The sequence below is a fragment of the Stutzerimonas sp. CXK-1 genome, assembly GCF_057738225.1.
Genome location: NZ_CM173217.1, coordinates 3,530,769 through 3,557,537 on the forward strand (window position 1 = coordinate 3,530,769; position 26,769 = coordinate 3,557,537).

Sequence of the window (26,769 nt, forward strand, 5' to 3'; positions counted from 1 at the left end):
CCGCCCACCCTACGCCCACCAAAAACGGCGCAGCCTTTTCCACGCGTCACGAAAGAAACAAGGACATCGACATGCTGCAAGTCCAGCAACTGCACCAGTACTACGGCGGCAGCCATATCCTGCGCGGCCTCTCGTTCGGGGCGAAGGTCGGCGAAGTCACCTGCCTGCTCGGACGCAACGGCGTCGGCAAGACCACCCTGCTCAAGTGCCTGATGGGCCTGATCCCGGCCAAGGAAGGCGCGGTGAACTGGGAGGGCAAGCCGATCACCGGCTTCAAGCCGCACCAGCGCGTGCACGCAGGCATCGCCTATGTGCCGCAGGGGCGCGAGATCTTCGGCCGCCTGACCGTCGAGGAAAACCTGCTGATGGGCCTGTCCCGTTTCAGTGCCAGGGAAGCCAAGGAAGTCCCCGAGTTCATCTACGAGCTGTTCCCGGTTTTGCAGGAAATGAAGCACCGCCGCGGCGGCGACCTCTCCGGCGGCCAGCAACAGCAGCTCGCCATCGGCCGCGCGCTGGCGAGCAAGCCGCGCCTGTTGATCCTCGACGAACCCACCGAAGGCATCCAGCCCTCGGTGATCAAGGAGATCGGCGCGGTGATCAAGAAGCTCGCGGCCCGCGGCGACATGGCGATCTTCCTGGTGGAGCAGTTCTACGACTTCGCCGCCGAACTGGCCGACCAGTACCTGGTGATGAGCCGCGGCGAGATCATCCAGCAGGGCCGTGGCGAAAACATGGCCGCCGAGGGTGTGCAACGCCTGGTGGCGATCTAGCCTTGCTGCAGCGCCCTCACGGGGGTGCCTGATCGGTGTCAATGTCCGGCTCTCCCGCCGGGCCGATGATTGACAGCGTTGGCTCCAGCAGGGGGGGTGTACGGCATGCACGATGCGTTCGACTCTTCCGCCCCGACCGAACATGCCAGGCCGCTGATCTGGCTGTCCTGGCTGTTGGGCGCGGCCATGCTCGGCGCGCTGGTGGTCGGCGTCCTGCAGCTGGCCGACGCCAGCCACTTCGCCCTGGCTCTCAGCCAGGCCGAGCCGGCCTGGCTGCTGGTCGCCATCGCGCTGCAGGGGCTGACTTACGTCGTCCAGGGTCAACTGTATCGCCAGGTACTGACGGCCGCGGGCACGTCGCTGCCGTTGTGGGACGCCACCAAACTCAGCCTGACCAAGCTGTTCATCGACCAGGCCCTGCCTTCCTCCGGATTCAGCGGCGCGGTGGCAGTGGTCGCCCTGCTAAAACAACGCGGCATCGCTGCGTCTCAGGTTTCCAGCTGCTTCATCGTCAGCGTGTCGGCCTATTTCGTGGCCTACCTGCTGGCGCTCGGCGCCGCCCTGTTCATCGCGATCGACAGCGGCCATGGCAGTCTCGCCGTGATCGCCACCAGCGCAGCCTTCATGCTGTTCTGCGGCCTCATGGCGATCGCCGCGCCGTTGATCGCCGGGCTGCCGCAGGGCGCCCTGGCCAGGCGCCTGCAACACGTGCGCTGGATGCAGCGCCTGCTGGCGATGGTGTTCGCGGCCGAGCCCCGGCTCACGCGCAATCCGCGCCTGCTGAGCTGGGCCAGCGGCTATTCCCTGCTGATCGTCCTGCTTGACGCCCTGACCCTCTGGGCGCTGCTTCACGCGGTCGGCCACGCGGCGCCCTTCGCCGGCATCTTCGCCAGCTTCATGCTGGCCAGCGTGTTGCGCAGCGTCGGCATCGTGCCAGGTGGGCTGGGTGCGTTCGAGGCCGCCGCGGTGGCGACCCTCAGCTGGGCCGGCGTGTCGCTGGCGGCCGGCCTGTCGGCAACGCTGCTGTTTCGCGTATTGAGCTTCTGGCTGCCGATGCTGCCCGGCTTCTGGCTCTCCCGGGACGCCTTGCGGGCCGGGGCCGCAGACCACCACGAGACGGTCACGCCGGACTACTGGAGCCAGCCGCTGGATGAGCTCTACGCCAGCCTGAAGAGCGGCCCAGGCGGGCTCGCCAGCGACGCTGCCACCGCGCGTCAGCCGTCGGTCAGGCGTACGTACCGGCCGAACCTGGCGCGACAGGTCGGCGCCTCGCTGCTGCGCCAGCTGTCCAGCCCGCTGGTGCTGATCCTGTTGATCGGCGCGCTGGTGGCGCTGATCGCCCATGACTGGCTGGATGCCCTGATCGTGTTGGCCATCGTCATCGCCAGCGCGCTGGTCGGCAGCCTGCACGAGGTCCGTTCCAACCGCGCGATTGCGCGCCTGCGCGAACAGGTGGCCAGCCGCGCCGATGTCTGGCGCGACGGGCGCCTGCAGAGCCTGACCGCGGATGAAGTGGTGCCCGGCGATATCGTCGAGCTCTCGGCCGGCAGCCTGATTCCGGCCGATGGCCGGCTGGTCGAGGCGCGCGACTGCTTCGTCAACCAGGCCCTGCTGACCGGCGAGACCTTTCCGGTGCAGAAGCAGGCGAGCCGGATCGCCAGCGACGCCGCCCTGGCGCAGCGCGACAACTGCCTGTTCCGCGGCACCTCGCTGCGCAGCGGCACGGCGCGCCTGCTGGCCGTGCGCTGCGGCCTGCATACCGAGCTGGGCCATATCGAGCGCTCGCTGGTGCTGCGCCCGCCGGAAACCGAGTTCGAGCGCGGCCTGCGCCAGTTCGGCGGTCTGCTGCTACGGGTGATGCTGGTGATGGTCACGGCGGTGCTCGGGCTCAACCTGTTTCTCGACCGACCGCCGCTGGACACCCTGATGTTCGCCATCGCCCTGGCCGTCGGGCTGTCGCCGGAGCTGTTGCCGGCGATCCTCAGCGCGACCCTTTCGGCCGGCGCGCGACGGATGGCGGGGCGCGGCGTGATCGTGCGCCATCTCAACGCCATCGAGAATCTCGGCGCGATGGACACCCTCTGCACCGACAAGACCGGCACCCTGACCCGCGGCGTGGTGGCCCTCGACGGGGCGCTGGACGCCGACGGCCAGCCCAGCAGCAGGGTGCTGCGCATGGCCTGGCTCAACGCATCGCTGCAGACTGGCCTGCACAACCCGCTGGACGAGGCGATCGGCGACTACGCCCGCGACAAGGCGCCGGCCATGACTGGCGCCGACAAGCTCGATGAAATTCCCTACGACTTCGTCCGCAAGCGCCTGAGCGTGCTCTTGCGCGACGCCGGCGAGCCCACGCCACGGCTGATCTGCAAGGGTGCGCTGGATAACGTGCTGCAGGTGTCGGCGTTCGTGCAGCAGGGCGATGCCGTGCTGCCGTTGACCGCCGAGCGGCGTGAGGCGCTGGCGGCCCGCTTCGCTGCCTGGAGCGCCGCCGGCTATCGGGTGCTCGGCCTGGCCTGGCGCTCCATGGAAGGCGAGCGCTGCACCGTCGATGATGAGCAGGCGCTGGTCTTCGCCGGCTTCCTGCTGTTCTTCGACCCACCCGAGCCCGGTGTGCGAGAGGAACTGGCGGCGCTGCGCGAGCTGGGCGTGGCGGTGAAGATCATCAGCGGCGACAACCGCCTGATCGCCCGGCAGGTGGCCGAGAGCGTCGGCATCGATGTCGAGCGCGTCATCACCGGCGCCGAGATCGGGCAGATGCGCGACGAGGCGCTGATCAACCTGGCGCCGCGGGTCAGCCTGTTCGCCGAGGTCGATCCCAACCAGAAGGAGCGCATCATCCGTGCGCTGCAGAAGACCGGCCACGTGGTGGGCTTTCTCGGTGACGGCATCAACGACGCGCCGGCACTGCATGCCGCGGACGTCGGCATCTCGGTGGACAACGCGGTGGACGTGGCCAAGGAGGCGGCCGATTTCGTCCTGCTGCGCCACGAGCTGGGCCTGGTCCGTCAGGGCATCGACGAAGGCCGGCGTACCTTCGCCAACACGCTGAAGTACATCTACCTGACCACCAGCGCCAACTTCGGCAACATGATCAGCATGGCCGTGGCCTCGTTCTTCCTGCCCTTCCTGCCGCTGCTGGCCAAGCAGATCCTGCTCAACAACTTCCTCTCCGACATCCCGGCCATCGGCATCGCCGGTGACCGCGTCGATGCCGACTGGTCACGCACGCCGCATCGCTGGGACATCGGCGAGGTGCGCCGCTTCATGATCCAGTTCGGCCTGATCAGCTCGGCCTTCGATCTGCTCACCTTCGGCGTGCTGCTGTACCTGGTGGGCGAGCATCCGGAGCTGTTTCGCAGCGGCTGGTTCGTCGAATCGCTGATCACCGAACTCGTGATCATCTTCGTGGTGCGCACGCACAAACCGTTCTACCGCAGCCGTCCGGGGCGCTTCCTGCTCGTCAGTTCACTGCTCATCGCGCTGCTGACCGTGCTACTGCCCTATACGCCGGTGGGCGCCTGGTTCGCCCTGCAGCCACTGCCGGCCACGGTGCTCGGCGCGGTTCTGCTGATCACGCTGCTCTATGCGGCCTGTTCGGAATGGACCAAGCAGCGCTTCTTCGCTCAGGCCAGCGCTTCGCGGCAACCCTGAGCGCCGGCGCCTCATTTCGGGGCACCGCTTGGCGTGCGCAGATATCCCGCACCAGTACGGTGCGGGACCTTCCCCGCCGCACCTCAACCAGCCAGCGTTCGGGCCCGCCGCGTGGGCCAGCGCCGGCGAAGGCACGACTATTGCTGTCTGCCCAGTCAACTACCACTGGCAGCCAGGCATGACCGTTCTGACTCACCCCTTCACCCCGCACTGGCAGGCCGAGCTCGAGCTCGGCTATACCCGCATCGGCGACGCGACGCGCCCGGTGCTGCGCCGCCATAGCGGACCGTTACGGGTGCAGAAGCACCTTTATCCCGAGGGGCCGGAAGTCTGCCAGCACATCATCGTCCACCCCCCGGGCGGCATCGCCGGCGGGGATCGGCTGGACATCAGCGTCACGCTCGGCCCCGGCGCCTGGGCGCAGCTGACCAGCCCTGGTGCAGCCAAGTGGTATCGCGCCGCCAGCCCGGCTTTTCAGGACCTGCAGCTGCGCGTCGAGGCCGGTGCCACGCTGGAATGGCTGCCGCAGGAGACCATCGTCTATTCCGCGGCGCAGGCCGAGCTGAACACTCGCATCGAGCTGCACGGCGACGCCCGGCTGTTCTACTGGGACATCGTCGCCCTCGGCCGGCCGGCAGCAGGCGAGCGCTTCGACGCCGGGCATTTCCAGGCGCGCCTGGATATCCGTCGCGACGACCGGCTGATCTGGCACGAACGCCAGCGCATCGCCGGCGCCGATGCGTTGCTCGACTCGCCGATCGGCCTCGACGGGCGTTCGGTGTTCGCCACCCTCATCGCCAGCGGCGAGCTCGACGCGGACCTGCTGGAACGCTGCCGTGAACTGCCCAGCCGCGTGCGCGGTGACCTGACGCAACTGCCGGGGCTCATCGTGGCGCGCTGTCTGGCCGACGAGGCGCTGCACGCCCGCGCCTGGCTGATCGACCTGTGGCGGCTGTTGCGCCCCGCACTGCTGGGCCGCGAAGCGGTACCGCCGCGAATCTGGAGTACCTGAATGATCGGTGGGCACGGCTGCGCCGCTGCCCTCCCTACGCCGGCGCCCCGGCGTGCGCGCACTATCTGGTAATCGTATCGGTGGAAAACCGCGCAGCGTTTTCCACCGATACGGACCGAACAACAACACGACGGGCGCGGCATCGCTCCCGTCAGCGACTGGAAGCCACCATGGACCTCACACCCAGAGAAAAAGACAAGCTGCTGATCTTCACCGCCGGCCTGGTGGCCGAGCGCCGGCTGGCCCGCGGTGTGAAGCTCAACTACCCGGAGGCCATGGCCTACATCTCCGCAGCACTGCTCGAAGGTGCGCGCGACGGCCAGACGGTCGCCGAGCTGATGCACTACGGCACCACCCTGCTCAGCCGCGAACAGGTCATGGAAGGCGTGCCGGAGATGATCCCGGAAATCCAGGTCGAGGCGACCTTCCCGGACGGCACCAAGCTGGTCACGGTGCATCAACCAATCGCCTGAAATATCGGTCAATGTCTACTGCCCATGACCTTGAACCGTTCTTGAAGGAAACCAACGTGCAGATACGCGACGCCCTGGACACCGACCTCGAAGGCATCCTGCAGATCTACAACGACGCGGTGCAGAACAGCACGGCGATCTGGAACGACCGGATCGTCGACCTCGACAATCGCCGCGCCTGGCTGGCCGAGCGCCACGATCAGGGTTACCCGGTGCTGGTGGCCATCGACGAGGGGGGCCAGGTGGCCGGCTATGCCTCGTTCGGCCCCTGGCGCCCGCATGACGGCTTTCGCCACACCGTGGAGAACTCGGTGTACGTGAGCCCCGACCACCGCGGCAGCGGCATCGGCCGCAGCCTGATGAAGGCGCTGATCGAGCGCGCCCGGATGCTCGAGAAGCACGTGATGGTCGCCTTTATCGAAAGCGAGAATCGCGCCTCGGTGCATATGCACCAGCAGCTCGGCTTCATCCACGTCGGCCAGATGCGTCAGGTCGGCTGCAAGTTCGGCCGCTGGCTGGACCTGACCATGATGCAACTGACCCTGAACAGGACGTCCCAACCATGATTCCCGGCGAATACCAGATCCAGGACGGCGAGATCGAGCTCAACGCCGGCCGCCGCACCCTGACCCTCTCCGTGGCCAACAGCGGCGACCGGCCGATCCAGGTCGGTTCGCACTACCACTTCTTCGAAACCAACGACGCGCTCACCTTCGATCGCGCCGCCTCGCGCGGCATGCGCCTGAACATCCCGGCCGGCACCGCGGTGCGCTTCGAACCGGGCCAGAGCCGCGAGGTGGAACTGGTCGAGCTGGCCGGCGAGCGCCGGGTGTTCGGCTTTGCCGGGCGGGTAATGGGCGCGCTCTAGGGCACAGCGCTTTTCGTAGGGTGGAGAACGCCGAAGGCTTTTCCACCGTGAACAGGATCGGTGGATGGCTTCGGCCATCCACCCTACGCGAGACGATACGGATGAAGATTTCCCGCCAAGCCTATGCCGACATGTTCGGCCCCACCGTCGGCGACAAGGTGCGCCTGGCCGACACCGAGCTGTGGATCGAAGTCGAAAAAGACTTCACCACCTATGGCGAAGAGGTGAAGTTCGGCGGCGGCAAGGTGATCCGCGACGGCATGGGCCAAAGCCAGCTGTGCGCCGCCGAGGTGGTCGATACCCTGATCACCAACGCGCTGATCCTCGACCACTGGGGCATCGTCAAGGCCGACGTGGGTCTCAAGGACGGCCGCATCGCCGCCATCGGCAAGGCCGGCAACCCGGACATCCAGCCGGACGTGACCATCGCCATCGGCGCCAGTACTGAAGTGATCGCCGGCGAAGGCATGATCCTCACCGCCGGCGGCATCGACTCGCATATCCACTTCATCTGCCCACAGCAGATCGAAGAGGCCTTGATGAGCGGCGTCACCACCATGATCGGCGGCGGCACCGGGCCGGCCACCGGCACCAACGCCACCACGGTGACGCCCGGCCCGTGGCACATGGCGATGATGCTCAAGGCCGCCGACGCCTTCCCGATGAACATCGGCTTTACCGGCAAGGGCAACGCCTCGCTGCCCGAGCCGCTGATCGAGCAGGTCAAGGCCGGCGCCATCGGCCTCAAGCTGCACGAAGACTGGGGCACCACCCCGGCGGCCATCGACAACTGCCTGAACGTGGCGGACCAGTACGACGTGCAGGTGGCGATCCATACCGACACGCTGAACGAATCGGGCTTCGTCGAGACGACCCTCGGCGCGTTCAAGGGCCGCACCATCCACACGTACCACACCGAGGGTGCCGGCGGCGGCCACGCGCCGGACATCATCAAGGCCTGCGGCTTCCCCAACGTGCTGCCGAGCTCGACCAACCCGACGCGGCCGTTCACCCGCAACACTATCGACGAGCACCTGGACATGCTCATGGTCTGCCACCATCTCGACCCAAGCATTGCCGAGGACGTGGCCTTTGCCGAGAGCCGCATTCGTCGCGAAACCATCGCGGCCGAAGACATCCTCCACGACCTCGGCGCCTTCTCGATGATCAGCTCCGACAGTCAGGCCATGGGCCGCGTCGGCGAGGTGATCACCCGCACCTGGCAGACCGCCGACAAGATGAAAAAGCAGCGCGGCGCTCTGCCCGGTGATGGCGCCGGCAACGACAACTTCCGCGCCAAGCGCTACATCGCCAAGTACACCATCAACCCGGCGATCACCCACGGCGTCAGCCATGAGGTGGGCTCGGTCGAAGTGGGCAAGTGGGCCGACCTGGTGCTCTGGCGCCCGGCCTTCTTCGGCGTGAAGCCGAGCCTGATCCTCAAGGGCGGCGCCATTGCCGCCAGCCTGATGGGCGACGCCAACGCCTCGATCCCGACACCGCAACCGGTGCACTACCGGCCGATGTTCGCGAGCTTTGGCGGCTCGCTGCATGCATCGAGCTTCACCTTCATCAGCCAGGCCGCCTTCGAGGCCGGCGTGCCGGAACAGCTGGGACTGAAGAAGAAGATCGGCGTGGTCCGGGGCTGCCGCCAGGTGCAGAAGAAGGACCTGATCCACAACGACTACACGCCGGACATCCAGGTCGACCCGCAGAACTATCAGGTGCGCGCCGATGGCCAGCTGCTCTGGTGCGAGCCGGCCGAGGTGCTGCCGATGGCGCAGCGCTATTTCCTGTTCTGACCCTGGCTGGTCTGAACTGGCGCCGCCGCAACCCCGACTCGGTGGGCTGAAGCCCACCCTACGAGGCTGGAATAACCCGCTCGGCGGCTCCGCCGGGCACCGCCCCCGTAAGAGCCAGCTTGCTGGCGAAGCGCTCGAGCCCTGATCGCGAGCAAGCTCGCTCCTACAAACAGCAAACAGCGGCCGCTCCGGGTGATCCAGTAGGCTGGGTTTCAGCCCACCCGGGCAGGGTGTCGCTCGCGCCGTTCAGCGCAGCTGGCTGTCCTTGCTGCCGCGGCGGTTGTAGCCGCTGAACTTGGCTTCCTGCTTGTCCAGCTCGGCCTGGCATTTCACGCACAGCCGCACCCCCGGCACGGCCTGGCGCCTGGCCTCGGGGATCTTCGCGTCACACTCCTCGCAACGCGTCAGGCTCTCACCTCGCCCGAGCCGGCTGCGCGCACGTTGCACCGCATCCTCGATGGTACTGTCGATCTGGTCCTGCACCGCGCCGTCGCCGGCCCAACCAGTGGCCATGGCTGCCTCCTCCCGCTCGGGTCTCGTCACCTCTTCGATAGAGTCCGCCAGCACGCCCCATTCGTCGAGCGGCCCGCTGGCAATCGACGAACGGAGCCCGCCATGCGGCCTCGCTGGTTATCCTCTGACCGCTCTGCCATGCGGCTTGACGCCGCCTGATCACGCTCTGAAACGACCTTCGCCGGGACCATGACCAGGATTCTTTTGCCGCTCTGCCTCGCCGCCCTGGCCGGTTGCGCCACCGATACGCGGGTGATCGAGCGCGACCTAGGCGAGTTCGATCTCAAGCTTGGCACGGCGCCGACCCGCAGCATGGCCCAGGGCCTGGTCGCACCGACCACCGCCGGTGCCTTTCATGGCGGACTGGACCTCAGCCATGCCAGCGGCTGGTACGTCGGCCAGTGGTCGCCGAGCGCGGGCATCAGTGCCGACCACCAGCTCGAGTTCAATTCCTATCTGGGCTACGCCACGCAACCGCAGAGCGGCGCACCGGGCTATGAGCTGGGGCTCATCCGCTACAGCTTTCCCGAAGTGCAAAGCTGGGACCGCAACGAGTACTACGCCGGCCTGACCCTGGACGAGAGGCGTATCGGCGCGGCCCTGAGCGACGCCGCCGGGCGCACCGACAGCACGCTGTACCTGGACCTTGGCCGGGTGACGCCCTTTGCCGTGGGCGTGCGCATGAAGTACGCAGCCCACGCACTGGAGGCTCCGCACCTGCTGCCCGGCGGCGACCAGGTCCGCATGTTCAGCGACTGGTCGCTGAACCTTTCGCGCCCCTGGCTGGGCATCCAGCTGGACCTGTCCTACACCGACTCCAACCTGCGCCCCCACGAGTGCGGTGCCTACTCGGGGATGAATGCCGAATGCGGTGAGGTGATCACCTTCCGCGCCGAGCGCCTGCTGTTCTGAGAGGCCTGCTATTCCTTGACCTGCATGAATTCCTCGGCCCAGACCATGTATTCGTCGGCCGTCGAGTACTTGACCGAGAGTTCCGAGGCGCTGAGGTCGCTGGCGTCGATCTGGCGCTGCTCGCGCAGGCAGTCGTAGGTCGCCTTGATCGCGGCGAAGTAGGCGGCGTGACCGTTGACCACGATGCGTACGCCGAGCGCCGCCAGCCGTGCGCTGTCGCGCAGGCGCGGATTGCCGTAGGTGACCAGCATCAGCGGCACGCTGACCTTTTCGGCGATGCGTTCGAGGTGTTCGAAGTCCTCCACGCCGACCACGCAGATGCCGTCGGCACCGGCCTTTTCATAGGCCTGCGCGCGGGCGATGACCTCTTCCACGCCAATCACCGCGGCATTGGTCCGCGCAATGATGGCCAGCTCCGGGTCGACCCGCGCTTCGATCGCCGCGCGGATCTTGCCGACCGCCTCGAACATGCCGATCAGGTCGGTGGACTTGCGGCCGAATTTGGCCGGCAACAGGGTGTCTTCGATGGTCAGCGCGGCGATGCCGGCGCGCTCCAGCTCGATCACCGTGCGCATCACGTTCAGCGCGTTGCCATAACCGTGGTCGGCGTCGGCAATGATCGGCAGACGCGCAACGCGGCCGATGCGCGTGGCCTGCTCGACGAATTCGCTGAGGGTGATGAGCGCGAAGTCCGGCGCGGCGAGCACCTGCAGCGAGGCGACCGAGCCGCCGAGAATGCCGACTTCGAAGCCGAGGTCGGCGGCGATGCGCGCCGACATGGGGTCGAACACCGAAGCCGTCGAATAGCAACGGTCGGAAGCCAGCAGCTGGCGGAAGTCGCGGCGCAGGCTGTGGTGGGAATGTCTTTGCATTGTTCTGGTTACCTGAATTGAACTACCACGCAAGGCGGGCCGCGCCGCTATGCTCGCTCCGGTCGCAGGCCGGCGGGTGAATGCCGGAGCCGACCGAATGCGGGGACGCGGGCCCATGTTCTGTCTACTGGGAAGCTGTCCGGACGGTCAAAAGACACAATCCGCGCTCAGCCTCCCGATGCCGCCAACCGCCGGGCCTGCGCCCGCTGGACCCAGGCCATGCACAACCCACTGACGATGATGATCACCATGCCCAGCAGCGCACCCCGGTCCGGCACGTGACCGAAGGCGATCAGGCCGACCAGCCCGGCGAACAGGATCTGCCCATAGGTGAAGGGCGCCAGCGTCGCGGCGCTGGCGAAGCGGAAGGCATTGGTCAGCAGCAGATGGCCGAGCATCGCCATCGCTCCGAGCAGGCCCATTGCCAGCGCATCCTGCGGCGTCGGCGTACGCCAGTTGAAGATCACCAGCACGCTCAGCACCAGGGTGCCTACCAGACTGGTGAGCAGGTTGCTCGTCACCGCATGATCGGTTTCGGCCAGGCGGCGCGTCACCAGTTGGTAGCAGGTGAAACACAGCGCCGCGGCGAACGGCAGCAGCACCGCAGGCGTGAACAGCGCACCGCCGGGGCGCACCACGATCAGGACGCCGACGAACCCCACCGCGACGGCCAGCCACTGCGCGGCGCTGACCTTCTCGCCCAGCCAGGCCGAGGCGATGGTGACCAGCAGCGGTGTCAGGAAGATGACCGCCGTGGCCTCGGCCAGCGGGATGTAACGCAGGCCACTGATGAAGGTCAGGCTGACACCCACCAGGCTCAGCCCACGCAGCAGCTGCGGCCAGGGCCGCCGGGTCTGCAGCAGGCGCCGCCCCATGCGCGGCGTGAACAGCACGAACATCAGCAGCGTCTGCGACAGATAGCGAGCCCAGACCACGAGAAACACCGGATAGAACTGGGTGAGGTGCTTGGAGAGTCCGTCGTGGCTGGCCAGCACCAGCCCGGACAGCAGAATCAGCAGCACGCCGTAAAGCGGATGGCGGTTTTCAATCAAGGCACTGGACCGTCGATGTCGATAGGCGACTAACGATTATGCCCTCATCAGGCTGTCACGTCAGGCGGCGATCATTCCGTTGGGCGGATCGGTGGCCCGGCCCGCCGACACCCGCGCGGCGGAATCGGCTATCATCGCCGCCCTTTGCCGGGCCGCGCGGCCATCCAGCGGTGTTCGAGTAGCAAAGCGATGTACGAGTTGAGACCCATGCAGGAGGGCGACATTCCTGCCGTGCTGCGCATTCAGGCCCAGGTCTATGCAGCCGAAGTTCTGGAAGACGAAGCGGTGATTCGCAGCCGTCTGCAAGCCTTTCCCCAGCTGGCCTGGGTCGCCGAAGACGCCGACGGTGTGTGTGCCTACCTGTTCGCCTACCACTCGCGGGTCGGCAAGGTGACCCCGCTGGACGGCGAGTTCGAGCAATACGACGAACCGAACTGCCTTTATCTGCACGACCTCGCGGTAGCGCCACGCGCCGGCGGCCGCGGCGTCGGCCCAGCGCTGGTGAGGCGCAATCTCGAGCAGGCCCGGAGCAGCCGGTTGCGCTATTCGGCGCTGGTCTCGGTGCAGGATTCCGAGGCCTTCTGGTCGCGCCAGGGCTACGAGCCCCACGAGGCGCTCGATTCGCGGCAACAGGCGCATCTGGCCAGCTACCGCATCCCGGCGGTGTACATGGTGCGCAGCCTGCACCAGTAAGGGGCGCTTGGCAGCCGGCCTGCCGAAGGCCGCACCAAAACGACACAGCCCCGGCCTCCGCGGCAGGACAGCCGTGCCCGTTCGAGGGCCATGGGCGCCCGATTGGCGGGCGCTGCGGCGGCTTGGCAAGCCGCTTGCTGTATCACCGGCATCTCAACGACGGATGCCCCCATGCTGGTGATACACAGTCGCACCCCTGCCTGCGACAGCTGGCAGGCCGAACTCGAACTGACCTACGACGCACGCAGCAAGAGCCGCCTGCGCTGCTTCAGCAGCAGCGGTGAAGAAGTCGGTCTGTTCCTCGAGCGCGGCCAGGCGCCGCTCGCCGACGGTGAGTGCCTGCTGGCCAAGGACGGGCGCATCGTCCGAGTGCGGGCACGCGCCGAGCAGCTGCTGCATGTGACCTGCCGCAGCGCCTTCGAGCTTACCCGCGCCGCCTACCACCTCGGCAACCGCCATGTCGCCCTGCAGATCGGCGACGGCTGGCTGCGCCTGCTCGACGATTACGTACTCAAGGACATGCTGCTGCAGTTGGGGGCGACCGTCGAATCGATCGAGGCACCCTTCCAGCCCGAGCACGGCGCCTACGGTGGCGGCCATCACCATTCACATGCCGGCGAGGCGGAGTTCAGCTACGCGCCACGGCTGCACCAGTTCGGAGCACACAGGTGAACAGCCCGGCGGCCTGGGGCCTGTTGCGCCTGGCCAGCCCGCAGCTGCCGATCGGCGGCTACAGCTATTCGCAGGGGCTGGAAATGGCGGTCGAACAAGGCCTGGTCGCCACGCCGGAGCAGGCCGCCACCTGGCTCGAGGATCAACTGCTGCTGAACCTGGCGCGCTTCGAGGCGCCTCTGCTGCTCGCGCATTGCGAAGCCGCAGCACGCGAGGACTGGTCGGCGCTCGCCGAGCTCGCCGAACGCCATCGCGCCAGCCGAGAAACCCGGGAGCTGCAGCTGGAAAGCCGGCAGATGGGCTATTCGCTCGGCCAGTTGCTCGACGGCCTGCCGGAGCTGGACGAGCCAGCCCGCGCCCTGCTCGACCGCACTCGCGAGCCCGGCCTGGCGCTGACCTGGGCATTGGCCGCCCGCGCCTGGCGTATCCCGCCGAGCGAGGCGCTGGCCGCCTGGTTGTGGGGCTGGCTGGAGAACCAGCTCGCCGTACTGATGAAGACCCTGCCGCTGGGGCAGCAGGCGGCGCAGCGGTTGACTTCGCGGCTGTTGCCGGTCCTGAGCCAAGCGCAGCGGGAGGCCAGCGAACTGCCGGAGCGGGAATGGGGCAGCGCGCCGTTCGGGTTGGTGCTGACCAGCATGGCGCATGAGCGGCAGTACAGTCGGTTGTTCAGGTCATGAGTGGATCGAGTCCGGCTTTGCCGTGCGCGTCTGCAGGAGCGAGCGCTGCTCACGAACCCGGGGGTCACTCGTGGCGCACGGTGTTCACCGAACCAACGCGAAGGAATCTTGGCCGCGAAACTGTTGGCTTTCTGCCTGAGTGCCGGCGCTCCGCGCTTTCCTCGGCGCGAGCGACAGGTTGCGCCTCTCACGGCGCCTTACTTTTCTTTGCACGCGCAAAGAAAAGTAAGCAGGAGAAAGCGCGCCCCTGCATCCGGCCCTGCGCTACGCGCAGGGTTCGTTCGCTCCATCGCCGCTTCAGGGGCCGGCTTACAAGAGCCATCCATGGCCCTTTAAGCGGGGACGCCTCAGTCCTTTCGCCGCATCCATGCGGCTCATCCCCTTACGCAACGAGTCCGCTCAGCCCCCTGACGGGGAATCGGGTCCTGCCTGCCAGCCCGCGGATGGATAAGCGAACGCCAGTGCGACGCAATGTAGGGAGGAAAACTGCGCAGCATGTTCCACCGCTGGCTACAAGCAAGTTCTCGCCCGGCCGTGGCGTATTACTTTTCAAACCGGTGGGTAAGCTCCGCGTTACCCACCCTACGGACTTCACGCCCCTCCACGCGGAATCCATTCGGCCTAGTTTTGCGTCGCCTGTTAGTCCGCACTCACGCAAACAAGCAAAGCGTTTCGCTTCCCTTGCTTCATACCCTCCAGGCGACTCGGTCCCGAATCCCCTTCAGGAGGCCGAGCGTAGGCGTTGCGCAGGGGGACGCGAGGCAGGACGCCGAGCGAGGAGTGAAGGGACAGGGACGTCCCTTCGCGACGGCCCCCGGAGTAACGCCGGAGGGAGCGGAGTTTTGCGCAGCAAAACCCGGATGCAGGGGTGGCCTTCTTTTTGGTTACTTTTTCTTGGCCACACAAGAAAAAGTGACGCGCCGTGCGAGGCGCAACCTGCAGTCCCAGCCGAGGAAAGCGCAGCGCCTGACAACGCTGCGTACGCCACCATCCACCATCCAAGCCAGAATTTTATTCAAGGCGCTCTGCGCCTTGCGCGGCGCTACGCAGAGCGCGGCTACGATCACCCCTCACCCAACGAATCCCACCCCCCTGCTCCCAATCGGCAGCGGCCCACCCTTTCGCATCAACCCCGAGGCAGCCACACCGCCTTCCAGAGGAGAACACTCATGAACAGCCAACCCCTGCGCGTCGGTATCGGCGGCCCGGTCGGTTCCGGCAAGACCGCGCTGACCCTCGCCCTGTGTCAGGCCCTGCGCGATCGCTACAACATCGCCGTGGTCACCAACGATATCTACACCCAGGAAGACGCCCAGTTCCTCGTGCGCAATGAGGCGCTGGCGCCCGAGCGGATCATCGGCGTCGAGACCGGCGGCTGCCCGCACACGGCGATCCGCGAGGATGCCTCGATCAACCTCGAGGCGGTCGAGCAGCTCAACCGGCGCTTTCCAGGCCTGGATCTGATCATCGTCGAATCCGGCGGCGACAACCTCTCGGCGACCTTCAGCCCGGAGCTGTCGGACCTGACGCTCTATGTCATCGACGTCTCGGCCGGCGACAAGCTGCCACGCAAGGGCGGGCCGGGCATCTGCAAGTCCGACCTGCTGGTGATCAACAAGGTCGACCTGGCGCCCATGGTCGGCGCCTCGCTGGAGGTGATGGACCGCGACGCCCGCAAGATGCGCGGCGACAGGCCGTTCGTGTTCAGCAACCAGAAGGTCGGCCAGGGGCTGGACGAGATCATCGCCTTCATCGAGACGCAGGGGATGCTCAGCGCCGCCTGAACCCATCGCATCGGGAGGCGCCATGCCCGAACCGAGTCGGCCAGGCGACGCGAGTTAACTCGCAGCCGCAAGCAACGCGCCACCGTAGGCGCGAGCTTGCTCGCCAACAGCAAGGATCAAAGCCCGGCGCCAGCAAGCTGGGCCTACAGAGACGAACCGCGAAGTCTCGCGACGATTCGCACTCACACACCGGAGGGAACATCGAATGAACCTGAACAGAAAAATCCTTATTGCCACCACCCTGCTGCTCAGCCCGGCGCTGGCCTTCGCCCACCCCGGGCATGACCACGCCGGCGTCATGTCGGGCCTCGCGCATCCACTCTTCGGCCTCGACCACCTCCTGGCGATGCTCGCTGTCGGGCTCTGGGCCGCGCAGCAGCGTGGCGCCGCGCGCTGGGCGCTGCCGCTGACATTCGTCGCCACCATGCTGTTTGGCGGGCTGCTCGGTTTTGCCGGCATCGAGATGCCGCTGATGGAAACCGGCATCGCCGGCTCGGTGCTGGCGCTGGGCTTGCTGGTCGCGCTGGCGGTACGCCCGCCGTTGGCCATCGCCGCGGGGCTGACCGCACTGTTCGCCGCCAGCCATGGCGTCGCCCACGGCCTCGAGCTGCCGGCGCTGTCGAGCCCCTGGGGTTATGCCGCCGGCTTCGTTGCCGCCACCGCCGCCCTGCATGCCGCCGGCTATGCCGTGGCACGCAGCCTGCCGCAGGCCGCCGCGCCGCTGGTACGCATCGCCGGCGTCGCCTCTGCCCTGACTGGCGCCTGGCTGCTCGCGGCCTGATCGGACACAAATCGAAACATTCACGGAACTCAAGCCTCCCTCCCGGACCCCAAACCTGAGTCACCCCGTCGGCGCCGCCGACGGCGGCTCATCCACCGGTCACAGGAGGAGGCGCCACGTGCCTGCATCGCCCCACGCCCAGGGTTTCACCTACTGGGCACTGAAAATCTTTGCGCTCATCGTCGCCCTGTTCGGCCTCGCGCTCGCCGCGGGCGGGCTCTGGCTGATCACCCTGGGCGGCTCCTGGTACTACCTGCTCGCCGGCGCCGGCATGCTGGCCTCCGGCGTGCTGCTGTTCCTGCAGCGCCTGAGCGGCGTCTGGCTGTACTGGCTGGTGTTCCTCGGCACGCTGGGCTGGGCGCTCTGGGAAGTCGGGCTCGATCCCTGGGCCTTGCTGCCGCGCGTGCTGGCGCTCGCCGTGATCGCCCTGCTCAGCCTGGCCTTCGTCCCCTGGCTCCGCCGCCACAACGCGCGGGAGGTGCACGCATGAAGCGCATCGCCACCTGCCTGAGCCTGCTGACATTCGCCTGGCTGCCTCTCGGGCATGCCCAGCAACCCGCTGCCGATCCAGGCCTGGAGCCGAGCACGACCCTCGCACCGGCTACCACCGGCAAACCGCCAGCCGGCGACTGGACCGCCTACGGCCGCGACAAGGCCGCCACGCGCTATTCGCCACTCGATCTGATCAACCGCGACAACGTCGCCGAACTCAAGCCGGTGTGGGGCTATCGCACCGGCAACCTGCCCGAGCAGGCGGTGCTCGACAAGAAGTGGGCGCCCGAGACCACACCGCTGAAGGTGCGCGACAACCTCTACCTGTGCGACGCACTGAACGTGCTGGTCTCGCTCGATGCCGGCACCGGGCGGGAGCGCTGGCGCTACGATCCCAAGGTATCGACCGACCACATCCCCTACTCGGCGACCTGCCGCGGCGTGAGCTACTACGAAGTCCCGGACGCACCCTCGGACGCGGCCTGCAAGCGCCGCATCATCGAGGGCACGCTCGATGCCGAGCTGGTCGCGGTCGATGCCGACACCGGCCAGCCCTGTGCCGACTTCGGCGATGGCGGCCACGTCGACCTGATGGAGGGCATGGGCGACTCGGTGCCCGGCTACGTCGCCGTGACCTCGCCGCCCGCCATCGTGCGCGGCGTGGCCGTGGTCGGGCACCAGGTGCTCGACGGGCAGAAAGAGGATGCCCCGTCCGGGGTGATCCGCGGCTATGACGCGGTGACCGGCGAGCTGGCCTGGGCCTGGGACATGGGCCGGCCTGGAAAGACCGGCCTGCCGGAAGGCGACGAGGTGTATACCCGCGGCACGCCGAACGCCTGGACCAGCTTTACCGGCGACGACGCGCTCGGCCTGGTCTACGTGCCGATGGGCAACTCCGCGGTGGATTACTGGAGCGGCAACCGCCGCGAGTTCGAAAAGCCGTACTCCACCGCGCTGGTCGCGCTCGACGTCACTAGCGGTGAGGTGCGCTGGGTGTTCCAGACCGTGCACAACGACGTCTGGGACTACGACCTCGGCTCGCAGGGCACACTGGTCGACTTCCCGGCGCAGGACGGCCGCACCTCACCGGCGTTGATCCTGCCGACCAAGCAGGGCGACATCTTCGTCCTCGACCGACGCACCGGCGAACCGCTGACCGCGGTGGAAGAGCGCCCGGTGCCGGCCAGCAGCCTGCCTGACGAGACGCTGTCGCAGACACAGCCAGTCTCCACCGGGATGCCGAGCATGCCGCGAGCGGAGCTGACCGAGGCCGATGCCTGGGGCGTCACGCCGCTGGACCAGCTGTGGTGTCGCATCCAGTTCAAGCGCGCCAACTACCAGGGCATGTACACCCCACCGAGCGCCGACCAGGCCTTCATCCAGTGGCCGAGCTACAACGGCGGCAACGACTGGGGCGGCGCGGCGGTCGACACCGCGCGCAACATCCTGGTGCTGAACTACAACCACATCGCCATGCATGACCAGCTCATCCCGCGCGAGGAGGCCGACAAGCGCGGCATGGTGCCGCTCGGCGTACCCGGCGGCACCACCTCCTCGGGCGGTTCGGTGCCCCAGTCGGGCTCGCCCTATGCGGTATCGATCCAGGCCTGGCGCAACAGCTTCACCGGCGTCCCCTGCACGGAGCCGCCGTTCGGCGGGATCATGGCCATCGACCTGCAGACGCGCAAAGTGCTGTGGAACGAGCCGCTCGGCACTGCACGACGCAACGGGCCGTTCGGCATCGCCTCGCATCTGCCGGTGACCATCGGCACACCCAACAACGGCGGCCCGGTGGTGACTGCGGGTGGGCTGATCTTCATCGCGGCGGCGACCGACAACCTGATCCGCGCCATCGACATCGACACCGGCGAAGTGGTCTGGGAAGACGCGTTGCCCGCCGGTGGCCAGGCCACGCCGATGACCTACGAGGTCGACGGACGCCAGTTCCTGGTCATCGTCGCCGGCGGCCACCACTTCATGGAAACGCCGCCGGGTGACTATGTGATCGCCTACAGCCTGCCAGCCAAAGGCGACCCGAAACTGCCCGACTTCCTCAAGGACTGACGGGGCCTTCCGGTCGCCAGCACGGCGAGCCGCCTAGCGGAACGGCGGCTCGTCGAAGCTGCGCAGCTTGCGCGAGTGCAGCGAGTTGAGCTGGCAGCGCAACAGCTCCAGCGCGCAGATGCCGATCTTCAGGTGCTGGGTCACCGCGCGCTCGTAGAACGCGTTGGCCGAGCCCGGCAGCTTGATCTCGCTGTGCAGCGGTTTGTCCGACACGCACAGCAAGGTGCCGTACGGCACCCGCAGGCGGTAGCCCTGAGCGGCAATGGTGCCGCTTTCCATGTCCACCGCCACGGCCCGCGACAGGTTGATGAACGGCCGTTCCTGCGCCCAGCGCAGCTCCCAGTTGCGGTCGTCGTAGGTCAGCACCGTGCCGGTGCGCAGACGCTTCTTCAGCGCATCACCCTGTTCGCCGGTGATTTGCGCGGCGGCGTTCTGCAGCGCCAGCTGCACCTCGGCCAACGCGGGCAGCGGAATGTTCGGAGGCAGCACGCGATCGAGAATCCCGTCGCGGCGCATGTAGGCGTGCGCCAGCACGTAGTCGCCGATCGACTGCGACTGCCGCAGGCCGCCACAGTGGCCGATCATCAGCCAGCAATGCGGGCGCAGCACGGCGAGGTGATCGGTGATGTTCTTCGCGTTGGACGGCCCGACGCCGATGTTGACCAGGGTGATGCCATGGCCGTCCTCGGCGATCAGGTGGTACGCCGGCATCTGGTAGCGATGCCAGAGCACGCCGCCAATGATCGCCTGTGCCTCGCCTTCGTCCATGCCGCGTTCGACCACGACGTTGCCCGGCAGCACCATGCGCACGAAGCGACTGTCCTCACGCAGCACGTCGAGGCCGTGGCGGATGAACTGATCGACGTAGCGGTGGTAGTTGGTCAGCAGGATCCATGGCTGCACATGGCGCCAGTCGCTGCCGGTGTAGTGCACCAGCCGGCGCAGCGAGAAATCCACCCGCGCCGCATCGAACAGCGCCAGCGGGTAGGGATCGGCGTTCTCCCAGTCGTACAGGCCGTCGGCGATGTCATCGGTGGCCGCCGACAGGTCGGTGCTGGGAAACACCCGCGCGAGTTCGGCGGCGGTCACCCCGCTGCCAGCCAGCTCGTCGCCCTGCTCGATCACGTAGGGATAGGGGATGTTGCGCTCGCTCATGCCCACTTCGACCTGCACGTTGAAATCGCGCATCAACGGGCGCAGCTGATCGAGCAGGTAATTGCGAAAGGCGGCCGGCTGGGTGACCGTCACGGCGTAGACGCCCGGTGCCTGGACCTTGGCATAGGCACGCGTGGAGGCCGGCACCTCGCCATGGCACTGGTAGGTCAGCCGCAACTCCGGGTAACGGAACAGGCTGCGCTCGGCCGCGTTGGGCTCGGTGCGCGCGGAGATATAACGCTTGAGCGCCTGATTCAGCGCCGTCGTCGCCTGGACATGCAGCTCGGCCAGCTGGTCGACGGCCGCCTCGGCACTCGCGGCAACGGTAAAGGTTCTGGATTCGATAGCAGTCATGACAAGTCCCGGCTAGATACCTGCGCCTATCTTGGCTGCATTTGGTGACGAATGTATACGCGCCAGCCCGGCCAATGCCGGCACTGCCCGGCGCCGTTCGGGCAAAAAAAATCCGACGCCAGCGACTGGCGTCGGATCTCGCAGCACACCGGCTCGGCAGCCTGCTCTCGCAGGCCGCCGTTCACGGTTACTTGTCCATCAGCATGGTGCCGTGCTCGGCAAAGTGGCGATGCCAGGAGAAGGCCTTCTCCAGCACGTGCGGAGTGTGGCCACCGCGCTGCTTCGCTTCCTCGAGGTAAGCCAGCGCCTGTGGCTTGTAGTCCGGGTGCATGCAGTTCTCGATGACCCGCGCCGCAGCCTCGACCGGCGCCAGGCCACGCAGGTCCGCATAGCCCTGCTCGGTGATGATGACGTCGACGTCGTGGTTGGTGTGGTCCACGTGGGTGACGAACGGCACGATCGAAGAAACCTTGCCGTCCTTCGCCGTAGAGGTGGTCACGAAGATGCTGATACGCGCGTTGCGAGCGAAGTCACCCGAACCGCCGATACCGTTCATCATGTGCGTGCCGTTGACGTGCGTGGAGTTCACGTTGCCGTAGATGTCCGCCTCCAGCGCCGTGTTGAAGGAGATGATGCCCAGGCGACGAATCACTTCCGGGTGGTTGGAAATTTCCTGCGGACGGAACACCACCTTATCGGCGTACTTGGCCATGTCGGTGGCGAGGGTTTCCACGCGCTTCTTCGACAGCGAGAAGGCCGTCCCCGCGGCGAACTTCACCACACCGGCATCGATCAGGTCGAACACACCGTCCTGCAGCACTTCGGAAGCGACGGTCAGGTCCTTGAACTCGGAGGTCTTCATGCCGGCCAGCACCGCGTTGGCCACCGAGCCGACGCCGGACTGAAGCGGTGCCAGGCTGTTGGTCAGACGGCCGAGCTTCACTTCCTGGCGCAGGAAGTCCAGCAGGTTGTCGGCGATCTTCTGGGTCTCGGCGTTCGGCTCGAACAGCGGGGAAGGAATGTCCGGCTCGCTGGACAGCACGATGCCGCGCACCTTGGCCGGATCGACCGGAATGCCGATGGAGCCGATGCGCTTGCTGACGTTGTAGACCGGGATGTCCTTGCGCGAATCCTCGCCGGCCGGGCCGGGGATGTAGATGTCGTGCATGCCTTCGTACTCGCGCGGAGCGGACGTGTTCAGCTCGATGATCACGTGCTTGGCGTTCTGTACGAAGATCGGCGAGTTGCCCACCGAGCCGGTCGGGATGATCTGCCCGTCCTCGGTGATCGCGGCCGCTTCGATCACGGCGTAATCGACCTGCGGCAGCACGCCCTGGCGCAGCAGCTCGGCGGTGTGCGACAGGTGCTGGTCGATGTAGAGAATCTCGCCAGCGTTGATCTTCTTGCGCTGAACCGCGTTGCCCTGATACGGGATGCGCTTGTTGATGATGCCGGCTTCGGCCATGGACTGGTCAGCGGCGGGCCCCATGGAGGCACCGGTGAACAGGTTCACCTTGAACTTTTCATGCTGGCCACGCTCGGACAGCGCCTTGGGAAACACCTTCGGCTCACCGAACAGGGTGAAGCCGCTCATGCCCAGCGTCATGCCGTCCTCGATCCAGGAGGCCGCCTCTTGGGCGGATACCACCTTGTCGATGAACGCAGCATTGCGAATGTACTTGCTCAAATCCGTTGCCATGCAACACCTCTGAAATTGTTCTGAATTCGTCCGTGGTCGGTTCTCGATACCCTTTGCATAACCTGACGGCGTATGGCCGAGTGCCGCGGCAGACCTGCCCGGCTCGCCTTTAAAGGTTCGCTCCGCCCCCTGGCGGAACGCGCCGATCACAACCCCATTCTAGGGACCCGGGCCATTTCGACAGCTATACCAAGGTCGACCGTCCCGCTGAGCCCCAGCGAGCACGCCGTCACCGGCAGCTAAGCACAAGACGCCAGGCAGAAAAATTACCGCGGACAAGAACGCCCATGAGGCAGCGTTTTCCGCCCAGCGCATCGAGTGTAGCCGCGCCAGCACCACCGCGCGGCCGATGCCTGCAGGCGGCCAATGGAAACGCTACACCGAGCCTCGCTCCGCCATGGACACGCCCGCGGCTCGAGGTAGACACGGGGTCGCCAGCCTCTTGAATTCATCCCCGCGCCTGCGGGGAACACTCCAATCGTATGCGTCTGATCGGCAATGGAAAATCCCTATCGCCGCAATCTACGGCGCCTGCCGGTCGGTCAGTCCGGGCTGGAGCGGTCGAGGATTGGCGGCAGTGCGATGCCGCGCGGCAGGGTGCCGTAGGCACGGCGGCTGGTGGCCAGGCGGCTGGCGATGAAGGCGTCGCTCACGGCGCTGTTGCCGGCTTCGAGCAGTAGCTTGGCCTGCAGTGCGATGGCCATGTCTTCGGTGAGCTGGCGGGCGCGGTATTGGATGTCGTCGGTGTCGTGCAGGTCGCGCTTGAGGCGGGCGATATGCGCCGCCAGATCGCGGTCGCCCTGGCCGTCACCGAGCTCGGCGAAGAAGACGTCGAGCACACCGACCTCCTTCGACAGGGCGCGCAGCACGTCCAGGCATTGCACGTTACCCGAGCCCTCCCAGATGGAGTTGACCGGCGCCTCGCGGTAGAGGCGCGGCAGGATGGTTTCCTCGACGTAGCCGGCACCACCCAGGCACTCGCTGGCCTCGGCGATCATTTCCGGGGCGCGTTTGCAGATCCAGTACTTGCCCACCGCGGTGACCAGGCGGGCGAACTTGTCCTGGGCCTCGTCGGCCCGGTTGTCCAGTGCGTGCCCCATGCGCAGGGTCAGCGCCAGCGCCGCTTCACTCTCCAGCGCCAGGTCGGCGAGCACGTTCTGCATCAGCGGCTGGTCGAGCAATGCGCGGCCGCCGACCAGCCGATGCCGGCAATGGTGCAACGCCTGGGTCAGCGCCTGGCGCATGAGGGAGCTGGAGCCGATCATGCAGTCGAAACGGGTCGAGGCGACCATCTCGATGATGGTCGGCACGCCGCGGCCCTCGTCGCCGACCATCCAGGCCAGCGCGCCGCGAAACTCCACTTCGCTGGAGGCGTTGGCCCAGTTGCCGAGCTTGTTCTTCAGGCGCTGGATCTGGAACGCATTGCGCGTGCCGTCCGGGCGATGGCGCGGCAGCAGGAAGCAGGACAGGCCCTTGTCGGTCTGCGCCAGGGTCAGGAAGGCGTCGCACATCGGCGCCGAGCAGAACCACTTGTGGCCGACCAGCTCGTAGGCCTGCCCCGGTCCACCGGCACCGAGCGGCAAGGCGCGGGTGGTGTTGGCGCGCACGTCGGTGCCGCCTTGCTTCTCGGTCATGGCCATGCCGATGGTGACACCGGCCTTGTCCTCCATCGGCACGTTGCGCGGGTCATATTCGGTAGCAAGGATCTTCGGCAGCCAGCGCTCGGCAAGGTCTGGCTGCAGGCGCAGCGCCGGCACGCTGGCGTAGGTCATGGTCAGAGGGCAGCTGGTGCCGGCCTCGGCCTGATTGTGCAGGTACATCAGGCCGGCGCGCGCGACCTGCGCACCGGGCTGGGGGTTGGTCCAGGGCAGCGAGGGGATGCCGTGCTCGACGGCGCAGCGCATCAGCTCGTGGTAGGCCGGGTGGAAGTCGACCTGGTCGATGCGATGGCCGTAGCGGTCATGACTGCGCAGCACCGGTTTGTTCTCGTTGGCGAGAAAGCCGGCGCCCATCAGCGGCCCACCGGCGAGCGCGCCGTAGGCGTCCAGCCGCTGCTCGGCCCAGCCGCCGCCGAAGCGCGCGACCCACTGTTGCAACGGCACGTCGAGGCGGTAGAGGTTGGCCCCGTCCAGTGGCGGCACCTGGTTGGTGACCTCGTGGGTATCGGCGCAGGCGTTGGGCAACATGGCGGGCTCCTCTCGATCGACCGGGGCGATCAGATGAGTGAAGCACGATCACCGAGAGGGCTGAAGCGAGGTTTCGGCCAAAGCGCCCGGCGATCCCCCGCTGGCGGATGCGCCTCGCGTCTCAGGCGACCCGCTCGTTGCAGCGCTCGGCACCGCAGGCCACGGCGCTACGCGGCAGGCTCAGGCTGAGGGCGAAGCAACTGCCGGCGCCCGGGCTCGAGCGATGTTCGAGCTGCCCGCCCAGCACCCTGGCCAGCAGGCTGCTGATCGCCAGGCCGATACCCAGGCCGCCATGGCGTCGGGTCAGCGAGCCGTCGAGCTGGCGGAAATGCTCGTAGACCAGCCCGTCGCCCTCCGCCGCGGCGAAACCGATCCCGCTGTCGATCACCTCCAGACGCACCGACAACGCCTCGCCCTGCTCGGCCAGACAGACCAGGCGCAGGGTCACACCGCCGTGGTCGGTGAACTTGATGGCGTTGTCCAGCAGGCGGGTCAGGCATTGCCGGATGCGCTCTTCGTCACCGACGAGCGTCTCGTCCAGGCGCGCGTCGCATTCGACTCGCAGGATCAGCCCCTTGGCCTGGGCCAAGCCCTCGAATCGCTGCCGCAGCCCGTCGCCGAGCGCACGCAGGGAGAACACCATCGGCCGTGGCGATACCCGGTTGGCGCGCAGCTCGCAGAGCAGCAGCAGGTCGTCGATCATGCCCAGCATGGTGGCGGCCGAGCCTTCGGCAATGCCCTGGAACTGCTCGCGTTCCTCGGCGCTATCGGCTTCGGGCAGCAGCTGCAGGGCCCCGGTCACGCCCATCATCGGCGTGCGCAGCTCATGGCTGACGGTCGAGAGGAACTCGTCCTTGAGGCGGTTGCTTTCGGCCAGCTGGCGGTTGAGCGAGGCCAGCTCGGCGCCGGTCGCCTCGAGGATCGCCGTGCGCTCGTCGCGCAGCGTATTGATACGGTCGGCCAGGGCGAGAGAAAGCAGCGCCACTTCGATCGCCGAGCCGATCTGGCTGGCGTACATGGTGAAGAAGCTGTGCGGCAGGTAGCCCAGCACCATCAGGGTGTTGATCTGCCCGCCGACGAGCAGCGCACTCCAGGCGATGACGAAATAGCGTGCCATGCGCATGCCGCGGACCCAGGCGGCGATGCCCGCGGCGAATACCACGAGCGTGAACAGCAGGGCCAGCAATGTCGCCGCACGCAGCGACAGGCTGTAGTCGACCCACACCGCGAGCGCCATGACCACCGCCGCCATGGCCATCATCAGGATCAGCAGGCGATCGATCCACGGGCTGTGCCGATCGGTCTGCAGGAAGCTGCGGGTGAACTGGCAGCCGAACAAGCCCGCGGCGCCGATCAGCAGGGGTGTGGCGAGGTTCGCCCAGTGCGGGTTGTCGGGCCAGAAGTACTGTACGCCGGCGCCGTTGACTGACACCTGATAGAGACCAAAGGCAGCGATGTAGGCGATGTAATAGAGGTAGCTGATGTCGCGGATGCTGAGGTAGACGAACAGGTTGTACACCAGCATCACCAGCAGCACGCCGTAGATCAGCCCGAGCACGTAGATCCGGCCTGGCTGCTGTTCGAGATAGGCGTTTTCGGTCCAGAGGGTCAGCGGCACCTGCACCGATCCCTGGCTTTGCACGCGCAGGTAGACGCGCTGCGGCTGCGCCGGCTGCAGATCGAGTGCGAACAGGTAGTCGGCCTGGCGGAACTGCCGACTGTCGAACGGGTGGGTGTCGCCGGTTCGCCAGGCCAGGCGATAGCCGCCCTCGGCCGCCGGGACGAAGAGCTGGATGTCATCCAGCGGCGGATAGGCCAGCTCCAGCAGCCAGCGCCGCGCGCTGTCGGCCACCTCGGGACGGTAGGTCAGGTCCAGCCGCAGCCAGAAGGCCGAGCGCGAGTAGCCGGCATTGAGCACCGGCCGCTCGTTGGCCGTGAACCGTTCGTCAGACAGGGCGCTCACCTCGGTGATGTCGGCCTTTCCGCTGGGGTCCTCGAACACCTGCAGATGGTGGCCGAGCGGCAGACGACCGACATGCTCGTCGAATTCGACCGCCACGGCGGGCGTCGACAGCAAGCCGAGCAGGAAGATGAACAACAACAGACGTCCCATGAGGCCTCTCGGCGGGCTGGTCGAACAACAGGGTGTGACATTAGCGCCGCAGTTATCAAAGTGGAATCACGAAAAACCCGTCGGGACGGACGGACGTTTTTCGCCACCAGGTAGGCTCAGACTACCGCCGCCGGTGTTGCGGCACATCGCCAGCCCGCGACCGGCCAGCGG

Annotated in this window: 22 protein-coding genes; 15 read left to right on the forward strand and 7 right to left on the reverse strand. The window is 67.0% G+C overall.

All coding sequences use genetic code 11. The features are described from left to right. Positions 1 to 71 precede the first annotated feature (71 nt). From urtE to ureC, 7 genes are all read left to right on the forward strand, one after another. A complete protein-coding gene (gene urtE / locus AC0KXH_RS16895) occupies positions 72 to 770 on the forward strand; it encodes an urea ABC transporter ATP-binding subunit UrtE (RefSeq protein ID WP_488223745.1) in 699 nt (232 codons plus the stop codon). A gap of 105 nt (positions 771 to 875) precedes the next feature. After that, complete coding sequence (mgtA, locus tag AC0KXH_RS16900; protein WP_488223746.1) at positions 876 to 4,424, forward strand: magnesium-translocating P-type ATPase; 3,549 nt, start codon at positions 876 to 878, stop codon at positions 4,422 to 4,424. Positions 4,425 to 4,602: 178 nt separating this feature from the next. Further along, positions 4,603 to 5,436 (forward strand): urease accessory protein UreD, encoded by an 834-nt coding sequence (locus tag AC0KXH_RS16905; protein WP_125865898.1) that lies wholly within the window; start codon positions 4,603 to 4,605, stop codon positions 5,434 to 5,436. A 170-nt stretch (positions 5,437 to 5,606) separates the two neighbouring features. After that, positions 5,607 to 5,909, forward strand: coding sequence for an urease subunit gamma (gene ureA / locus AC0KXH_RS16910; protein ID WP_061341417.1), 303 nt, complete (start codon positions 5,607 to 5,609; stop codon positions 5,907 to 5,909). Between the two features lie 11 nt (positions 5,910 to 5,920). Then, on the forward strand, positions 5,921 to 6,475 hold the full coding sequence (locus AC0KXH_RS16915; protein ID WP_488223747.1) for an N-acetyltransferase family protein: 555 nt from the start codon (positions 5,921 to 5,923) through the stop codon (positions 6,473 to 6,475). Beyond that, positions 6,472 to 6,777, forward strand: coding sequence for an urease subunit beta (locus tag AC0KXH_RS16920; RefSeq protein ID WP_312359218.1), 306 nt, complete (start codon positions 6,472 to 6,474; stop codon positions 6,775 to 6,777). The genes AC0KXH_RS16915 and AC0KXH_RS16920 overlap by 4 nt, the downstream gene beginning before the upstream one ends. A 101-nt stretch (positions 6,778 to 6,878) precedes the next feature. Next, a complete protein-coding gene (gene ureC / locus AC0KXH_RS16925; RefSeq protein WP_488223748.1) occupies positions 6,879 to 8,579 on the forward strand; it encodes an urease subunit alpha in 1,701 nt (566 codons plus the stop codon). A gap of 246 nt (positions 8,580 to 8,825) precedes the next feature. Here the strand turns inward: ureC and AC0KXH_RS16930 are convergent, their stop codons facing one another. Continuing rightward, positions 8,826 to 9,092 (reverse strand): DksA/TraR family C4-type zinc finger protein, encoded by a 267-nt coding sequence (locus AC0KXH_RS16930; protein ID WP_041108026.1) that lies wholly within the window; start codon positions 9,090 to 9,092, stop codon positions 8,826 to 8,828. Between the two features lie 189 nt (positions 9,093 to 9,281). On the opposite strand from AC0KXH_RS16930, the gene AC0KXH_RS16935 reads away from it, so the two are divergent. Next, positions 9,282 to 10,004, forward strand: coding sequence for a TorF family putative porin (locus AC0KXH_RS16935; RefSeq protein ID WP_312571696.1), 723 nt, complete (start codon positions 9,282 to 9,284; stop codon positions 10,002 to 10,004). A gap of 8 nt (positions 10,005 to 10,012) precedes the next feature. On the opposite strand, the gene AC0KXH_RS16940 is transcribed toward AC0KXH_RS16935, so the two are convergent. Both AC0KXH_RS16940 and AC0KXH_RS16945 read right to left on the reverse strand, forming a co-directional pair. After that, a complete protein-coding gene (locus AC0KXH_RS16940) occupies positions 10,013 to 10,876 on the reverse strand; it encodes an isocitrate lyase/PEP mutase family protein (protein ID WP_041108030.1) in 864 nt (287 codons plus the stop codon). Between the two features lie 167 nt (positions 10,877 to 11,043). Next, on the reverse strand, positions 11,044 to 11,928 hold the full coding sequence (locus AC0KXH_RS16945) for a DMT family transporter (protein ID WP_041108032.1): 885 nt from the start codon (positions 11,926 to 11,928) through the stop codon (positions 11,044 to 11,046). Positions 11,929 to 12,135: 207 nt separating this feature from the next. Between AC0KXH_RS16945 and AC0KXH_RS16950 the strand changes: the two genes are divergently transcribed. The 7 genes from AC0KXH_RS16950 to AC0KXH_RS16980 all read left to right on the forward strand — a co-directional run bounded on the left by AC0KXH_RS16950 (position 12,136) and on the right by AC0KXH_RS16980 (position 19,091). Next, positions 12,136 to 12,621, forward strand: coding sequence for a GNAT family N-acetyltransferase (locus AC0KXH_RS16950; RefSeq protein WP_041108034.1), 486 nt, complete (start codon positions 12,136 to 12,138; stop codon positions 12,619 to 12,621). Positions 12,622 to 12,792: 171 nt separating this feature from the next. Continuing rightward, on the forward strand, positions 12,793 to 13,293 hold the full coding sequence (gene ureE, locus AC0KXH_RS16955) for an urease accessory protein UreE (RefSeq protein ID WP_041108036.1): 501 nt from the start codon (positions 12,793 to 12,795) through the stop codon (positions 13,291 to 13,293). Then, positions 13,290 to 13,970 (forward strand): urease accessory protein UreF, encoded by a 681-nt coding sequence (locus tag AC0KXH_RS16960; protein ID WP_061341414.1) that lies wholly within the window; start codon positions 13,290 to 13,292, stop codon positions 13,968 to 13,970. The genes ureE and AC0KXH_RS16960 overlap by 4 nt, the downstream gene beginning before the upstream one ends. Before the next feature lie 1,169 nt (positions 13,971 to 15,139). Next, positions 15,140 to 15,754: an urease accessory protein UreG gene (ureG, locus tag AC0KXH_RS16965; protein WP_041108040.1), complete on the forward strand. Its 615-nt coding sequence runs from the start codon at positions 15,140 to 15,142 to the stop codon at positions 15,752 to 15,754. Positions 15,755 to 15,959: 205 nt separating this feature from the next. Next, positions 15,960 to 16,535, forward strand: a complete 576-nt coding sequence (locus tag AC0KXH_RS16970) for a HupE/UreJ family protein (RefSeq protein ID WP_165562691.1) — start codon at positions 15,960 to 15,962, stop codon at positions 16,533 to 16,535. Positions 16,536 to 16,653: 118 nt separating this feature from the next. Next, positions 16,654 to 17,025 (forward strand): glucose dehydrogenase, encoded by a 372-nt coding sequence (locus AC0KXH_RS16975; protein ID WP_488223749.1) that lies wholly within the window; start codon positions 16,654 to 16,656, stop codon positions 17,023 to 17,025. After that, a complete protein-coding gene (locus tag AC0KXH_RS16980) occupies positions 17,022 to 19,091 on the forward strand; it encodes a pyrroloquinoline quinone-dependent dehydrogenase (RefSeq protein ID WP_488223750.1) in 2,070 nt (689 codons plus the stop codon). The genes AC0KXH_RS16975 and AC0KXH_RS16980 overlap by 4 nt, the downstream gene beginning before the upstream one ends. Before the next feature lie 33 nt (positions 19,092 to 19,124). Here AC0KXH_RS16980 and amn read toward each other — a convergent pair whose 3' ends face one another. From amn to AC0KXH_RS17000, 4 genes are all read right to left on the reverse strand, one after another. Further along, positions 19,125 to 20,600, reverse strand: a complete 1,476-nt coding sequence (amn, locus tag AC0KXH_RS16985) for an AMP nucleosidase (protein WP_488223751.1) — start codon at positions 20,598 to 20,600, stop codon at positions 19,125 to 19,127. Between the two features lie 187 nt (positions 20,601 to 20,787). Further along, on the reverse strand, positions 20,788 to 22,299 hold the full coding sequence (gene scpC / locus AC0KXH_RS16990; RefSeq protein WP_041108048.1) for a succinyl-CoA:acetate CoA-transferase ScpC: 1,512 nt from the start codon (positions 22,297 to 22,299) through the stop codon (positions 20,788 to 20,790). Positions 22,300 to 22,841: 542 nt separating this feature from the next. Further along, on the reverse strand, positions 22,842 to 24,485 hold the full coding sequence (locus AC0KXH_RS16995; RefSeq protein ID WP_488223752.1) for an acyl-CoA dehydrogenase family protein: 1,644 nt from the start codon (positions 24,483 to 24,485) through the stop codon (positions 22,842 to 22,844). Positions 24,486 to 24,606: 121 nt separating this feature from the next. Next, positions 24,607 to 26,598, reverse strand: coding sequence for a sensor histidine kinase (locus AC0KXH_RS17000; protein ID WP_488223753.1), 1,992 nt, complete (start codon positions 26,596 to 26,598; stop codon positions 24,607 to 24,609). Between the last annotated feature and the right edge of the window lie 171 nt (positions 26,599 to 26,769).

Excerpts from the sequence above, each read along its gene's own strand:
- urtE (WP_488223745.1), top strand. The coding sequence starts at position 72 with ATGCTGCAAGTCCAGCAACTGCACCAGTACTACGGCGGCAGCCATATC.
- mgtA (WP_488223746.1), top strand. The coding sequence starts at position 876 with ATGCACGATGCGTTCGACTCTTCCGCCCCGACCGAACATGCCAGGCCG.
- AC0KXH_RS16905 (WP_125865898.1), top strand. The coding sequence starts at position 4,603 with ATGACCGTTCTGACTCACCCCTTCACCCCGCACTGGCAGGCCGAGCTC.
- ureA (WP_061341417.1), top strand. The coding sequence starts at position 5,607 with ATGGACCTCACACCCAGAGAAAAAGACAAGCTGCTGATCTTCACCGCC.
- AC0KXH_RS16915 (WP_488223747.1), top strand. The coding sequence starts at position 5,921 with ATGTCTACTGCCCATGACCTTGAACCGTTCTTGAAGGAAACCAACGTG.
- AC0KXH_RS16920 (WP_312359218.1), top strand. The coding sequence starts at position 6,472 with ATGATTCCCGGCGAATACCAGATCCAGGACGGCGAGATCGAGCTCAAC.
- ureC (WP_488223748.1), top strand. The coding sequence starts at position 6,879 with ATGAAGATTTCCCGCCAAGCCTATGCCGACATGTTCGGCCCCACCGTC.
- AC0KXH_RS16930 (WP_041108026.1), bottom strand. The coding sequence starts at position 9,092 with ATGGCCACTGGTTGGGCCGGCGACGGCGCGGTGCAGGACCAGATCGAC.
- AC0KXH_RS16935 (WP_312571696.1), top strand. The coding sequence starts at position 9,282 with ATGACCAGGATTCTTTTGCCGCTCTGCCTCGCCGCCCTGGCCGGTTGC.
- AC0KXH_RS16940 (WP_041108030.1), bottom strand. The coding sequence starts at position 10,876 with ATGCAAAGACATTCCCACCACAGCCTGCGCCGCGACTTCCGCCAGCTG.
- AC0KXH_RS16950 (WP_041108034.1), top strand. The coding sequence starts at position 12,136 with ATGCAGGAGGGCGACATTCCTGCCGTGCTGCGCATTCAGGCCCAGGTC.
- ureE (WP_041108036.1), top strand. The coding sequence starts at position 12,793 with ATGCTGGTGATACACAGTCGCACCCCTGCCTGCGACAGCTGGCAGGCC.
- ureG (WP_041108040.1), top strand. The coding sequence starts at position 15,140 with ATGAACAGCCAACCCCTGCGCGTCGGTATCGGCGGCCCGGTCGGTTCC.
- AC0KXH_RS16970 (WP_165562691.1), top strand. The coding sequence starts at position 15,960 with ATGAACCTGAACAGAAAAATCCTTATTGCCACCACCCTGCTGCTCAGC.
- AC0KXH_RS16980 (WP_488223750.1), top strand. The coding sequence starts at position 17,022 with ATGAAGCGCATCGCCACCTGCCTGAGCCTGCTGACATTCGCCTGGCTG.
- amn (WP_488223751.1), bottom strand. The coding sequence starts at position 20,600 with ATGACTGCTATCGAATCCAGAACCTTTACCGTTGCCGCGAGTGCCGAG.
- scpC (WP_041108048.1), bottom strand. The coding sequence starts at position 22,299 with ATGGCAACGGATTTGAGCAAGTACATTCGCAATGCTGCGTTCATCGAC.
- AC0KXH_RS16995 (WP_488223752.1), bottom strand. The coding sequence starts at position 24,485 with ATGTTGCCCAACGCCTGCGCCGATACCCACGAGGTCACCAACCAGGTG.
- AC0KXH_RS17000 (WP_488223753.1), bottom strand. The coding sequence starts at position 26,598 with ATGGGACGTCTGTTGTTGTTCATCTTCCTGCTCGGCTTGCTGTCGACG.